This is a genomic window from Mycobacterium sp. PDNC021 (genome assembly GCF_048282635.1).
Taxonomy (GTDB): domain Bacteria; phylum Actinomycetota; class Actinomycetes; order Mycobacteriales; family Mycobacteriaceae; genus Mycobacterium; species Mycobacterium llatzerense.
In genome coordinates, this window is record NZ_CP182502.1 from 3,353,603 (window position 1) to 3,366,408 (window position 12,806).

The window sequence follows — 12,806 nt, forward strand, 5'->3', positions numbered from 1 at the left end:
TCACACCCGACGGCCGTCAGCGCACCTGATTTTCTGCCGCTGTGGCCGGATCGAAGCGGACCCGGAACAGCGCCGGCCAGTACTTGCCCGTGACGAGAAACTGCTCATTGCCGCTCGGCCCGCCAAGATGCGCGATGCCGTTGAGCACCCCGACCTCGCCCTGCCAGGCCGCGTCGCGTAGACCGGTGGCGTACACCACCGCCGTGACGGCGCCCGTCGTGGCGTCGATCTCGATGATCTGGTCGGTCGGGAACACGTTGGCCCAGATCCGGTTGCCGACGCAGTCGAGGCTGTTGAGCCCAGACACCTGAATTCCGTTGTAGGTCACTGTCATGGCCCCGGTTTCGCGCATGTCGTCCACGGTGTGGAAATGCAGTAGGGCGGAACCGTCGCTACGGATCAGCCGGTCGCCCGCGCGGCACAGGCCCCACCCCTCGCCGGCAAGGGGTACTTCGCGCAGCATGGTGAGTGTGGCCTTGTCCCACTCGATCGCGACGCCGTTCTCGTACGTCACCTGCCACAGGTGCGCGCCGGCATCGGCGATGCCCTCACCGAAATAGGCGGGCGGCAGCGGTACGGCGCGGCGTAGCTGCCCGGTGGCGGCGTCGAGTTCACGCAGCGCGGACTTGCCTTCCAGGCCCGAGCTCTCATACAGGGTCGAACCGTCGACGAACATGCCCTCGGTGAAGGAGACCGGGTCGTGGTCGAACTGTTCGAGGACGACGGGACGCAGCCTGGCGATCTGATCGGCAGCGGCGGTCGGGACTGCCGTGCAGCCCGCCAGCAGCACCGCGGCCATCAGGAGTCTCACAACGACGCCACCACGACCAGGAGCGCCCCGACGGTCGTCAGCGTCACCGCGGTGATCGCGGCGGTGTGTTCCTGCACCCAGTGGCGCATCCGCTCCAGGCCCTTCTCGGCGTACCGCGAGGCCGCCAGGTGCGCGAAGATCGGCGCGGCCGTGGTGGATCCGGCCATCACGACGAAATAGCCGATGGCAGTGGCCTTTTCGGCGGGAGTTGTCAGAAATGCGTCGATGGCCACGCCACCGGCGATACACGCCAGGATGAACTTCGGATTGGCGACCGCGAAGACGACTCCCGTGACGGCCGTGACGACTGGCGACGCGGACTGCAGCCGGGTCAGCCAGCCCGTCGCCTGCGCGTAGTGCTCGCGCCGCAGCCAGGTGACGACACCGAGCACGATCAGCGCGATGCCGATGCCGAGCTGCAGGCGCGAACTGGTCGCGGCGGCGTGCGACTGGCCGACCGGGGACACCAACACCACCGCGCTGATCACCACCGTCAGCCCGGCCAGCCACCCGAACAGGTAGGTGAGACCGGTGCTGCGGGGCCGGTCCGAGTACAGCAGGAGCAGCACCGGCGGCAGCACCGCCATCGGGGACAGCGCCACGATGAGCGCGTCGGGGATCAACCACGTCACGTAGTCATCTTGCCTGTGCGCATCCTGCCCGCGGTGGTCGCTCGGATCCCGACGGGCTCTCGGCCACACACGGCGCAGGCGAGAACCCACCCGATGGATATGTGATGGGCATCACACTTGCGATTGTCACGATCCACCCGTCGGGTGGTGTCTATATGGCAGGACCGCGATGTGAAGGGGGCGAGGTGACTGGTGCCGATGCGGTGTTCCTCGAACATCGGTCGTTGCTGTTCACACTTGCTTACGAGGTTGTCGGCACCGTCGTCGACGCCGAGGACATTCTGCATGAGGCGTATCTACGGTGGATCGACGTCGACCAATCCGCTGTGCTGAACCCCCGTAATTATCTTGCGCAAATCGTTGTGCGCCAGGCACTCAACCATCTTCGCTCGCAACAGCGCCGCAGAGAACAGTACGTCGGCAATTGGCTGCCTGAGCCGGTTTCGACCGGGCAGGGTGTCGACATTGATGTGGAGCTGGCGGGTTCGGTGTCCGTTGCGATGATGGTGGTGCTCGAGTCGTTGACGCCAGACGAACGGGCAGTGTTCGTGTTGCACCAGGTGTTTGGGTTCGCGCTGACCGAAATTGCCACCTTCACCATGAAATCCGAGTCGGCGGTTCGGCAGATCGCGCGTCGGTCCCGAGCTCATGTCGAAGCGCGACGCCGCCGTTTCGATCCGGATCCCGATCGTGCCGATCAGGTCGTCGCACGATTTCTCGCGTCCGCGCGCTCAGGTGACCTCCAGTCCCTGATGGATGTATTGGCCCCGGATGTAGTGCAGATGTCGGACGGCGGAGGCAAGGTTGTGGCGGCGCGGCGATCGATCACGGGTGCACAGGCGGTCGCGCAGTTCTGTATCGGGGTGGCGAGAAAAGCACCATCGCTTCGCATGGAATTCATCCGGTTCAATGCCATGCCGGCGATGGCCAGCTGGGACGGCGAAACCGCTTACCAGGTACTGGTTTTCGATATCGCAGGGGACCGGATTCAGGGCATCTACGCGATCCGCAACCCGGAGAAACTGACCAATGTCAGTCGGGTATTCAATCTGTCGCGTTCATAGAGGAGGCCTTCAGAATGGAAACGATCACGGTGCAGCGCCGCATCGCTGCCGCGCCCGCGGCGGTGTTCGACTGGTGCGCCGACAGCACCAATTACGAAGCGATCTTCTGGGTACTACGCGACAAGCTGACCCGTCCGGGGCAGAACGCGCCGTACGGACTGGGTGCGGTCCGCGTGCATACGTGGCTGATCGGGCGGTTCCACGAGCGGATTACCGCCTACGAGGCGCCACACTCGTTCGACTACGTCGTCGACAAGAGTTTTCCACCATCACGCCATGACGGCGGCACCATGACGTTCGCACCGGACGGCGCAGGACACACGTTGGTCACCTGGACCACCCGCGTGCAGGTCGCAGTGCCTGTCGTCGCCGGCCCCGCGACCCGACTGCTCGTCAAACCTGTGCTCCAACACGTGTTCCGGCGCATCCTCGCAGCTTGTGCCGAACAGCTCGAAGTTGTCCCTGCTGCCCCAGCGGGAACCCCGTGACCGAGCACCCGACGATCCCTGAGCCGGTCAATGTTCTTGTGCGACTGCTGTTGCGCAGCCCGTTGCATCGATTGATGAGCCACAACACCATGGTGCTGGGGGTCACCGGGCGTCAGACCGGGATGATCTACCGGGTGCCGGTGAGCTACTCCGTCGAAGGCACCGAACTGGTGTGTTTCACCGATGCACCCTGGTGGAAGAACCTCCGCCGACGCGCACCCGTGACCGCCACCATCAACGGACGCTGCAAATCTGGCACCGCGCTCGCGGCCACGGGTCCGATCGTCATCGAACACCTGACTCGGCATCTGCGTGTTGTGCCCCGTGACGCCAAATATCACGCCGTGCGTATGGGTCCCCGCAATGAGCCGCACCTCGGCGACCTGGAACGCGCCGCGCTGTCCACCGCAATGATCCGCGTCCGACTCAGTGAACGGTAAACACATGATCGCCAGGGCACTGAACATCCTCGGTTGGTTCGTCGGGCTATCGCTGGTCGTGCTGGGTGCCGCGCGCATCGCGCTGCCCGTGGCCACCATTCCGGGCAGTGAAGCCATGAGCGCATCGGTGGACAGCGAGACCCGCGCCGCCGGCGTGCTGTTGATCGGACTTGGCTATGCGTACATCTGGGCGGTACGTCAGCCCCGCATGCCGGTGACGCTGCTCCGAATCTTGGCGCTGACCATGGGAGCATTGGCACTGTCCCGCGTGCTCTCGATTGCGCTTGTGGGCATGCCTCACCCGGTCTTCGTCGCTGCCGCGGTCGCCGAACTCGCAGCCGCCGCACTGACACTTTGGTACTCCACCATGGGCCAAGTTCAGCCCACTCACTGACAGTTACCGCGCGTCGGGCAGGCTTGTCGGCAATGTCAGCCCCACCGTCTCACCCAAACTCTCCAGGGCCGCTGCTCGGCGACCCCGCGGACCTGACCGCCCTGCGTGCCACGGGCGCCGACCCCGACGAATTGCTCGCGTCGTTCGCCGAGTGGGCCGAGGCGTCGGGCACTGCGCTGTATCCGGCGCAGGAGGAGGCGCTGATCGAGCTGGTCAGTGGCGCCAATGTGGTGCTGGCGACGCCGACCGGTTCCGGCAAGTCGCTGGTGGCCACCGGCGGGGTCTATTTCGCCCTTGCTTCGAATCGGCGCAGTTACTACACCGCACCGATCAAGGCACTGGTCAGTGAGAAGTTCTTCGCGTTGTGCGACGTTTTCGGCGCCGCCAATGTCGGCATGCTCACCGGCGACGCGGCGGTCAACGCCGGGGCACCGATCATCGCGTGCACGGCCGAGATCCTGGCGAACATCGCGCTGCGCGAGGGCGCACAAGCGGACATCGGTTTGGTGGTGATGGATGAGTTCCATTTCTACGGCGATCCCGACCGCGGCTGGGCCTGGCAGGTGCCGCTGCTGGAATTGCCCGCGGCCCAGTTCCTGTTGATGTCGGCGACGCTCGGCGACGTGACCGTCCTGCGCGAGGACCTCACCCGGCGCACCGGCCGGCCAACGGCGCTGGTGGCCAATGCCGAGCGGCCCGTGCCGCTCTATTACAGCTACGCCACCACTGCGATGCACGAGACCATCGCCGATCTGCTGCAGACCAAACAGTCGCCGATCTACGTCGTGCATTTCACCCAGGCCGCCGCGCTCGAGCGGGCACAGGCGCTGATGAGCGTCAACGTGTGCACCAAAGAGGAGAAGGCGGCCATTGCCGACCACATCGGTGGCTTCCGGTTCACGACGGCGTTCGGCTCGACGCTGTCGCGGCTGGTCCGGCACGGCATCGGTGTGCACCACGCCGGCATGCTGCCCAAGTACCGGCGCCTGGTGGAGCAACTGGCTCAGGCGGGGCTGCTGAAGGTCATCTGCGGCACCGACACCCTCGGCGTCGGCATCAACGTACCGATCCGCACCGTGGTGTTCTCGGCGTTGTCGAAGTACGACGGCACCCGCACCCGGCTGCTGAACGCCCGGGAGTTCCATCAGATCGCCGGCCGCGCCGGGCGGGCCGGCTACGACACCGCGGGCACCGTCGTGGTGCAGGCCCCCGAGCACGAGGTGGAGAACCTCAAACAGTTCGCCAAGGTCGCCGATGATCCGAAGAAGCGGCGAAAGCTGGTGCGCCGCAAAGCTCCCGAGGGCATGGTGCCGTGGGGAGAGAACACCATGACCCGTCTGGTCGAGGCCGCACCCGAAGCGCTGACGAGCAACATGCGGGTGTCGACGGCGATGATCCTCGACGTCGTCGACCGCCCCGGTGACCCCTGCCTGGCCATGCGCCGGCTGCTCGGCGACAACCATGAACCTCGCAAGCGCCAGCTGCGGCACATCCGCGAAGCGGTCGGAATCGCGCGCTCGCTGCTGCAGGCCGGGGTGCTGGAACGACTCGTCGAACCCGAGCCGGACGGGCGGCGCTACCGACTGACCGTCGACCTGCCACCGGATTTCGCACTGAACCAACCGCTGTCGACCTTCGCGCTGGCGGCCGTCGAGTTGCTCGACCCGGCATCGGAAACCTTTGTGCTCGACGTGGTTTCGGTGATCGAGGCGACGCTCGAGGATCCGCGCCAGATCCTGGCGGCCCAGTTGAAGAAGGCGCGTGGCGAGGCCGTCGCCGCCATGAAGGCCGAGGGCATCGAATACGACGAGCGCATCGAACTCCTCGATGACATCACCTATCCACGCCCGCTCGACGAGCTGCTGGCGCACTGCTTCGAGGTGTACTGCAGAAGCAACCCGTGGGCGGCCGACGGGCATCCGGCCCCCAAGGCCGTCGTGCGAGAGATGTGGGAACAGGGACTCACGTTCAAGGAGTACGTCAGCGCTTACGGGCTGACCCGCACCGAGGGTGCGGTGCTGCGCTACCTGTCGGACGCCTTCAAGGCGCTCCGGTCGGGAGTTCCGGCTGCCGCGCGGACCGACGAGCTCACGGACATCGTTGAATGGCTGGGAGAGCTTGTCCGCCAGGTGGATTCGAGCCTGCTCGACGAATGGGAGCAGCTGACCAATGCCGACCAGGTCGACCAGGTAGCGGTGATGGCTCCGGTGCGGCCCCTGACCGGCAACGAGCGGGCCTTCACCGCCATGGTCCGCAACGCCCTGTTCCGCCGGGTGGAGCTGTGGGCCCGACGCCGTTGGGACGAGCTCGGTGCACTCGACGCCGCGTCGGGGTGGACGGCGCCGCGGTGGGAAGCGGTGGGGGAGCAGTATTTCGCCGAGCACGTCGACCTCGGCACCGGGGCGGACGCCCGCGGGCCCGCCATGTTGATCTTCGACCGCGCGCCGGGCGTATGGCGCGTCCGCCAGATCCTCGACGACCCGGCTCACGACCACGACTGGGGGATCGACGTGGAGATCGATCTCGTCGCGTCGGACGAGGACGGCGCACCGGTCATCCGAGTCGTCGAAGCGGGACTTTTCGGTAGCTGAGCGCGGTTCTCGGGCACACTGGGCGCATGACCACCCGCGAGAAGCCGAAGGCGGATCGCGCATGACCGCAGCTGTCCCGGAGCCCGTCAGCGGAACCCGTGGGTTCCTGCCTGCGGTGGAGGGGCTGCGGGCCGCCGCGGCGTTGGGCGTGGTGCTCACGCATGTGGCATTGCAGACCGGCTACACCGATGGTGTGGTGGGCCGGTTGCTGGCCCGCTTCGACCTGTCGGTGGCCGTGTTCTTCGCGTTGTCGGGCTTCCTGCTGTGGCGTGGCCATGCTGCTGCGGCGCACGGGTTGCGGGCCGAACCCGAGGCGGCGCCCTACTACCGTTCTCGGCTGGTCCGGATCATGCCGGCCTACCTGCTGACCGTGGTCGTGGTACTGACGCTGCTGCCGGACGCACGCAGCGCGGACCGGACCGTATGGATCGCGAACCTCACCCTCACGCAGGTCTTTGTGCCGAAGACCCTCATCGCCGGGCTCACCCAGATGTGGAGCCTGTCGGTCGAGATGGCGTTCTATCTCGTCGTGCCGCTATTGGCGCTCCTTGCCGCGAAATTGCGGCCGCGGCTGCGGGTTCCGGTGATCGCCGGGGTGGCGCTGCTCAGTTTCGGCTGGGGTTACCTACCGATCCCCGCGTACCACGGAGCCAATCCGCTGACCTGGTTGCCGGCCTACGCTTCGTGGTTCGCCGTCGGGATGTTGTTGGCGGAGTGGATGTTCCGGCCCTACAGCTGGCTGCATCAGTTGGCCCGGCAGCGGACCATCCTGATGATCGTGGCTGTCGCCGCCTTTCTGGTCGCGGCGTCTCCGTTGGCCCTGCCGGCCGGGCACCACCACGCCACGCTCGGCCAGTTCATCGCGCGGACGGCCTTGGGGGCCGTCGTCGCCGGAGCGCTGTTGGCGCCCTTGGTCCTCGGCGCTCCGGACGATCAGCACCGGGTGTTGGGTAGTGCACCGATGGTGACGCTCGGTCGCTGGTCGTACGGGCTGTTCCTGTGGCACCTCGCCGCACTGGACATGGTGCTCGCCATGGTCGGGCCGACGTCATTTCCGGGGGCATTGCCGGTGGTGATGGTCCTGACGACGACGTTCGGACTCGCGGTGGCCGCGGTGAGTTATGCGCTGCTGGAGGAGCCGTGCCGGATGGCGCTGCGGCGCTGGGAAGCCCGGCGGCAGGCCGTTGTGGGCGAAGACAGTCCGGCGCAGGCCGCCTGACGGCTCAGCCGGTGCGGTGTAAGAACCCGTGCAGCGTGGCCTGTACCAGTTCGTCGACGATCGCGTCTCGGGAGGGCGGGTTGTCACCGAACAGTGTGGGGCGAAGGGCGACCATTCCGACGATCATCGCCACCGTCGAATGGGCAGGCAGGGTAGGTTGGTCCGACGTCATCCCACGCAGCTGCATGCCCTCGGTGCTGATCCGGCCCAGCGTCGCCAGGGCCGCCCTGATGTCGGCGATCCCGGCGCTTTCCATCTCGTCACCGAGGTCTTCGGCCGCGACCAGGGTGACCAGCAGCCCTCGATGTTCGGCGAGTACGTCGTAGAGCTGACCGACGAAATGCCGTGCCAGGGTTTGTTCATCGGTGTCTTCGGGGCGCAATGACTGCCAGGTTTGGGCGAAGCCGTCGACGAAGTCGGTGAACGGCAGGACCAGGGCTTCGCGGAACAGACCGGCCTTGGAACCGAAGTACCGGAACAGCAGGTGCTCGGTGACGCCGGCCGCATCGGCGATCTCCCGGGTCGTGGTGCTGCGATAGTCCTTGCGGGAGAACAGGTTCTGCGCCTCGACGAGCAGCAGGCGACGAGCCTCGCCACGCGGGCGGCGCGGCGTGGCCGGACGCGGCGGCGTTTCGGGCAGGGTCACGGTGGCAAGCTCCTCTGACTCGTCCGGCTCCCGGACGGTTCAAACATAGCGGCCCTTGACGGCCAATTTGTGGATAGTGTCTACTATCCAAAACTCTGGTCTCCACCAGAAGGGAATCGACATGGGTGCGATCGTCATGCTCGGCATGCTGTTCGGGCTGGTGGTCGTGATCTACGCCGCGGTACTGCGTTTCGACCCGGAAGCCCGTCGCAGCACCGACAGTGGCGAGCCGCGATGAACTCCGGCCTGACGCCGCTGATGACGGCGGCCATCGGCTTCGCCTACGTGGGCGGACTCGCCTTCGTGCTGCTCGGCATGTACCTCAGCGTCCGCCGCAGGCGGCTGCATCCGCTTCTGCTGCTGTGCATCTCGGCCATGTCGTTCTCGTGGATCGAAGCCCCCTATGACTGGGCGATGTACGCCCAGTTCGCGCCGGCCATCCCGCGCATGCCCTCCTGGTGGCCGCTGAACATGACCTGGGGCGGGCTGCCGGCACCGGTGCCGATCGGCTACATGTCCTACTTCGCGCTGCCCGCGGTCATCGCGGCGGCCATCGGGCGGTGGGTGTGCCGACGGTGGCAACTGCGCCAGCCGACGACCATGCTCACCGTCGGCCTGGTCGTCGGATTCTGTTGGGCCTTCACGTTCAACGCGATCCTCGGGGCCAGGCTTGGGGTCTTCTACTACGGCAGGGTGATCCCAGGTCTAGGCCCGTGGGAGGGCACTCGGAATCAGTACCCCATCTACGACTCGCTGGCCATGGGCATCCAGATGATGGTGTTCACCTACCTGCTGGGCCGCACCGATACCAAGGGGCGGAGCGTCATCGAGGTCTGGTCCGACAAGCGGGCGGCGACGCGCACCCAGTCCGCCGTGCTGTCCGTGGTCGCGGTCGTCGTGGTGGGAAACCTGCTCTACGGCGCGGTGTTCGCGCCGCATCTGGCGACGAAACTGGCCGGCTGGGTGACTGCCGGACCCGAGACCGAGCTCTTCCCTGGGGTGCCCAACCAGCCGATGACAGGACGGTAGACGGTCGAGCAGACCGAGTTGTACTACGACCCTTTCGATTACGGCATCGACGACGATCCGTACCCCATCTGGCAGCGGATGCGGGCCGAGGCGCCGTTGTATTACAACGAGAAGTACAACTTCTATGCGCTGAGCCGCTATGGCGATGTGGCGCAGGCACTTCCGGACTGGCAGGCCTACCGGTCCGGGCACGGCACCGCGCCGGACATCCTGTTCAGCGGCATCGAGGTGCCGCCGGGCATTCTGCTGTTCGAGGATCCGCCGTTGCACGATCTGCACCGCCGCTTGCTGTCGCGGGTGTTCACGCCGCGCCGGATGTCGGCGGTGGAGGGCCAGGTGCGCGAATTCTGTTGCCGTGCCCTCGATCCGCTACGTGATCTCGACGGGTTCGACTTCGTGACGCAGCTCGGCGCCGTCCTGGCGATGCGGACCATCGGCTATCTGCTGGGCATCCCCGAGTCCGATCAACAGGTGATCCGGGACGGCACGGACGAGCGCATCACCGTCGGCTCCGACGGCAGCGCCGGCGACATCAGTACGACGATCTTCCAGGATTCGATGGCAGCTTTCGTCGAGTACATCGACTGGCGGGCCCGTCATCCCTCCGACGACCTGATGACCGATCTGCTCACCGCCGAGGTGGAGGGATCCGACGGGGAGTTGCGGCCGCTGGAACGCGGCGAGGTGTTGGCCTATACCACGATGATTGCCGGCGCCGGCAACGAAACCAGTGCTCGGCTCATCGGATTCATGGGTCAACTGCTGGGCGAACACCCCGATCAGCGCCGCGAACTCGTGGCGAACCCGGCTCTGATTCCGGCGGCGATCGAGGAGACCCTGCGGTTCGAGGCGCCATCCCCAGTTCAGGCCCGGTACGTCGCGCGCGATGTCGACTGGCATGGGCAACGCGTGACCGAAGGCTCGTACCTGTTGCTGCTCAACGGGTCGGCGAACCGGGACGATCGGCAATTCGCCGATCCCGATCGCTACGACATCCATCGCAAGACCGGTCACCTCAGTTTCGGTCAGGGCATCCACTTCTGCCTCGGCGCCGCGTTGGCCCGGCTGGAAGCCCGCGTCGCGTTCGAGGAGGTGTTCAAGCGGTGGACTGACTGGCAGGTCGACTATGCGAACGCGCAGCGCGCCCGGACCTCGAGCGTGCGGGGCTGGGCGCGGATGCCCGTGCGAACCGGAGCCGGCTAGCTGCCGCCACGACCTACAGTGGCAGAGTGCGATTCAAGCGCCAGGGGCCGCTGGACCAGATGAACGCTGCGGTGGCGGATCTCGAATTGCCGCCGGCGGTGTTCAAGACCTGCCCTTGGCAGCCACGGGATCTCGTGGCGGAGGGTCTGCGACAGTGGCTGCGGTGTTGCGGGGCGGCCATGCGGGACGGTCAGGTGATCGGCATGCCGTCGCACGCCGTCGATGAGGCCTGGCATGGCTTGATCCTTTGTACGGCAAGGTATTCGGCGTTCTGCGATAGCGCCTACGGCCAGTTCCTTCATCATCACCCCGAGGGCGGCGCACCCGCAGATGCGGTGGCCGAGCCGATGCACGAGCAGCTCAGGCGCACGGTCATTGCCTGGGAAAAGGTCGGCGGACCCGACGAGGTCTGCGTGCTGTGGGACCTCGACGAGCAGGTCGGAGTCGACAAGCCGTGGGGGATCGGGGCGACTCGGGTCGACGAAATTCGGTCGGCATACCGGGCCATGCAGGTCCGAACAAGGTGACGGAGGCCCGCTCACGCGATAGCCTGACCCGTTACGGAAGCCGGTTGACAGAACGGACGAGCATTTGAAGACCGAACGACAGCGTTTCCGACCGCCGATGATCGTCGGCGGCATTCTGCTTGTCGGCGCGTTCGCCGCGGCCGGTCCGGCTGCGGCGGACCCTGCCACGCCGACGACACCTGCACCAGGCCAGCCCGTCGTGGAGCCCGCAGGCGGCCCCAGCGGCCCGGTGGCCGCGCCGCCGATCGGAGCTCCGACAGTCCCCGAGATCGAGAACCCGACCTACGGTGCCGGAAGTACCCCGGGCCAGTTGGGGTACCTGCGGGACATCTGGCACACATTCCACAGCGGTAACCCGATCGAGGCGCTCACCATGCCGCCCGAGGAGGCGCCCGGAGCACCACCCAGTGCGGGGCCGGCGCCTAAACTGCCGCCCGGCTTCATCTCGCTGACCGATCCGGCGTCATCGAACCCGATCGTCGACACCGGCCCCAAGACCGGCGGACCCGCGCTGCCTCCCGGCTACTACCCGTTGAACGGCCCGCCACCGCCCGGGTACTACGACCCCAAGCCCGGTTCGGCTCCGGCGCCGGGTGGCCCTGACTCGGCGCCGCCGCAGTCCGGATTTGTGGCCACCCCATCGCAGTGAGGGTTCGGCGTAATGTGATTACATACGCTAAGTAATCGCAGTCGACGCAGGGGAGCACATGACCTCGATCAAGAAGACCTTGTCTGCCGCAGCCATCGCGGGATCGCTCGCCGCAGCCGCGCTGGGCTTCGGGATGCCGCTGGCCGCGGCTCAGCCGCCGCCACCTGCGCCCGGGCAGGGCGAGGTTCCGCCGCCGTGGGCCCCGAAGAAGCCGTCTGAGGTCTGGGACGGTCAGCCGGTCGTGTGGACCTCGGCCTGGGGTGGTCGCTGGGGTGTGTGGATCAACGACGGCTTCATCACCCTGACGTCGAACCCGGTCACCAACGGCGGATAACCGCTGCCGTCACCATCGTGCCGCGACGTTGGTGCCGATCTGGTTGGCGACTTGAACCGCCGTGTCCGCCGGGTCGGGACTGCACGTGTTGATGTCGATGATGACGTTGTTCTTGTGCGCCAAGGCGCGGCCGCACGCCCAGCCGGGTGCGGCCGCGTCCTGTTCGGTCGAGACCACGCTGAGAGTGTCGTGGGCATTGGTGATCGGCCCGACGGTCCACTGCGACTGACTCTGCGTGTGGGTGTACTGCTTGCACGCCGGCCACAGCTGCGCTGACGCATTGAAGAATTCCTGCGCTTTGTCCTGCGTCGGAAACAGGACCACGGCCTGTTTCAGGTAGTGGGTGAACTTGTCCCCGTCGTTCATGCTCTGCTCGCGCTCGGCCCAGAACCCGCTGCTCGCGTACACGGCGGCTTCGGCCGCGCCGTCGATGGCGAGGCACTCCGGTGGTGCCATCGTGCTGCTGTTGTCCGACATGGTCGCTTGGGCGCCGAGCACGGCCATGGCCGTCGAACCCATCGTCGCGTTCACTTGCTCGGGGTTCAGCAGCAGCCCGTCGAGTTCCCGTTCGACCAGTGGCCGGGGCACCATCGGCGGCGTGGTCACCGGCACGGCCTTGCCCTGCGTACTGCCACAGCCCGCGGTCAGAACACCAACCACGACAACAGTGACTATGCCTACTGAGCTGCGCATACACCCTCCCGTCGCGGCAGCGGCGACTACTGACGCACCACGCTGTCCTCCACAGCGCGGCACTCCAACATTTCTATTGTGGCGTC

The 12,806-nt window shown here is 66.6% G+C and carries 15 protein-coding genes; 11 read left to right on the forward strand and 4 right to left on the reverse strand.

Translation table 11 applies throughout. The annotated features are described in order from the left end of the window. Positions 1-16: 16 nt before the first annotated feature. Positions 17-811: a glutaminyl-peptide cyclotransferase gene (locus ACNO8X_RS15875; protein WP_418001770.1), complete on the reverse strand. Its 795-nt coding sequence runs from the start codon at positions 809-811 to the stop codon at positions 17-19. After that, positions 808-1,443 (reverse strand): GAP family protein, encoded by a 636-nt coding sequence (locus ACNO8X_RS15880; RefSeq protein WP_418001771.1) that lies wholly within the window; start codon positions 1,441-1,443, stop codon positions 808-810. Before ACNO8X_RS15880 ends, ACNO8X_RS15875 begins: the two co-directional genes overlap by 4 nt. A gap of 185 nt (positions 1,444-1,628) precedes the next feature. Between ACNO8X_RS15880 and sigJ the strand changes: the two genes are divergently transcribed. The 6 genes from sigJ to ACNO8X_RS15910 all read left to right on the forward strand — a co-directional run bounded on the left by sigJ (position 1,629) and on the right by ACNO8X_RS15910 (position 7,639). Beyond that, a complete protein-coding gene (gene sigJ / locus ACNO8X_RS15885) occupies positions 1,629-2,507 on the forward strand; it encodes an RNA polymerase sigma factor SigJ (protein ID WP_418005923.1) in 879 nt (292 codons plus the stop codon). Between the two features lie 14 nt (positions 2,508-2,521). After that, positions 2,522-2,995, forward strand: coding sequence for an SRPBCC family protein (locus ACNO8X_RS15890; protein ID WP_418001772.1), 474 nt, complete (start codon positions 2,522-2,524; stop codon positions 2,993-2,995). A 74-nt stretch (positions 2,996-3,069) separates the two neighbouring features. Then, entirely contained in the window at positions 3,070-3,435 is a 366-nt protein-coding gene (locus ACNO8X_RS15895) for a hypothetical protein (protein WP_418001773.1), read from the forward strand. A gap of 4 nt (positions 3,436-3,439) precedes the next feature. Further along, positions 3,440-3,829, forward strand: a complete 390-nt coding sequence (locus tag ACNO8X_RS15900; RefSeq protein ID WP_418001774.1) for a DUF4345 domain-containing protein — start codon at positions 3,440-3,442, stop codon at positions 3,827-3,829. Between the two features lie 32 nt (positions 3,830-3,861). Then, the gene (locus ACNO8X_RS15905; protein ID WP_418001775.1) at positions 3,862-6,420 is read left to right on the forward strand and encodes a DEAD/DEAH box helicase; all 2,559 of its coding nucleotides are present in this window, start codon (positions 3,862-3,864) and stop codon (positions 6,418-6,420) included. A gap of 61 nt (positions 6,421-6,481) precedes the next feature. Next, entirely contained in the window at positions 6,482-7,639 is a 1,158-nt protein-coding gene (locus ACNO8X_RS15910; protein WP_418001776.1) for an acyltransferase family protein, read from the forward strand. A 4-nt stretch (positions 7,640-7,643) separates the two neighbouring features. Here ACNO8X_RS15910 and ACNO8X_RS15915 read toward each other — a convergent pair whose 3' ends face one another. Then, positions 7,644-8,279, reverse strand: coding sequence for a TetR/AcrR family transcriptional regulator (locus ACNO8X_RS15915; RefSeq protein WP_418005924.1), 636 nt, complete (start codon positions 8,277-8,279; stop codon positions 7,644-7,646). 240 nt (positions 8,280-8,519) lie between these two features. Here ACNO8X_RS15915 and ACNO8X_RS15920 point away from each other — a divergent pair, with 240 nt between their 5' ends. The 5 genes from ACNO8X_RS15920 (at position 8,520) to ACNO8X_RS15940 (ending at position 12,027) form a co-directional block, all read left to right on the forward strand. Next, on the forward strand, positions 8,520-9,314 hold the full coding sequence (locus ACNO8X_RS15920) for a spirocyclase AveC family protein (RefSeq protein ID WP_418001777.1): 795 nt from the start codon (positions 8,520-8,522) through the stop codon (positions 9,312-9,314). Between the two features lie 18 nt (positions 9,315-9,332). Further along, positions 9,333-10,517 (forward strand): cytochrome P450, encoded by a 1,185-nt coding sequence (locus ACNO8X_RS15925; RefSeq protein ID WP_418001778.1) that lies wholly within the window; start codon positions 9,333-9,335, stop codon positions 10,515-10,517. A gap of 26 nt (positions 10,518-10,543) precedes the next feature. Next, the gene (locus tag ACNO8X_RS15930) at positions 10,544-11,044 is read left to right on the forward strand and encodes a hypothetical protein (protein WP_418001779.1); all 501 of its coding nucleotides are present in this window, start codon (positions 10,544-10,546) and stop codon (positions 11,042-11,044) included. Between the two features lie 64 nt (positions 11,045-11,108). After that, on the forward strand, positions 11,109-11,693 hold the full coding sequence (locus ACNO8X_RS15935) for a hypothetical protein (protein WP_418001780.1): 585 nt from the start codon (positions 11,109-11,111) through the stop codon (positions 11,691-11,693). 58 nt (positions 11,694-11,751) lie between these two features. After that, a complete protein-coding gene (locus ACNO8X_RS15940; RefSeq protein WP_043987067.1) occupies positions 11,752-12,027 on the forward strand; it encodes a hypothetical protein in 276 nt (91 codons plus the stop codon). 9 nt (positions 12,028-12,036) lie between these two features. Here ACNO8X_RS15940 and ACNO8X_RS15945 read toward each other — a convergent pair whose 3' ends face one another. After that, a complete protein-coding gene (locus ACNO8X_RS15945) occupies positions 12,037-12,720 on the reverse strand; it encodes a sensor domain-containing protein (RefSeq protein WP_418001781.1) in 684 nt (227 codons plus the stop codon). Between the last annotated feature and the right edge of the window lie 86 nt (positions 12,721-12,806).

Bases quoted from the DNA above. Each gene is read 5' to 3' on its own strand.
- ACNO8X_RS15890 (WP_418001772.1), top strand. From the start codon at position 2,522: ATGGAAACGATCACGGTGCAGCGCCGCATCGCTGCCGCGCCCGCGGCG.
- ACNO8X_RS15895 (WP_418001773.1), top strand. From the start codon at position 3,070: ATGAGCCACAACACCATGGTGCTGGGGGTCACCGGGCGTCAGACCGGG.
- ACNO8X_RS15900 (WP_418001774.1), top strand. From the start codon at position 3,440: ATGATCGCCAGGGCACTGAACATCCTCGGTTGGTTCGTCGGGCTATCG.
- ACNO8X_RS15905 (WP_418001775.1), top strand. From the start codon at position 3,862: ATGTCAGCCCCACCGTCTCACCCAAACTCTCCAGGGCCGCTGCTCGGC.
- ACNO8X_RS15910 (WP_418001776.1), top strand. From the start codon at position 6,482: ATGACCGCAGCTGTCCCGGAGCCCGTCAGCGGAACCCGTGGGTTCCTG.
- ACNO8X_RS15920 (WP_418001777.1), top strand. From the start codon at position 8,520: ATGAACTCCGGCCTGACGCCGCTGATGACGGCGGCCATCGGCTTCGCC.
- ACNO8X_RS15940 (WP_043987067.1), top strand. From the start codon at position 11,752: ATGACCTCGATCAAGAAGACCTTGTCTGCCGCAGCCATCGCGGGATCG.
- ACNO8X_RS15945 (WP_418001781.1), bottom strand. From the start codon at position 12,720: ATGCGCAGCTCAGTAGGCATAGTCACTGTTGTCGTGGTTGGTGTTCTG.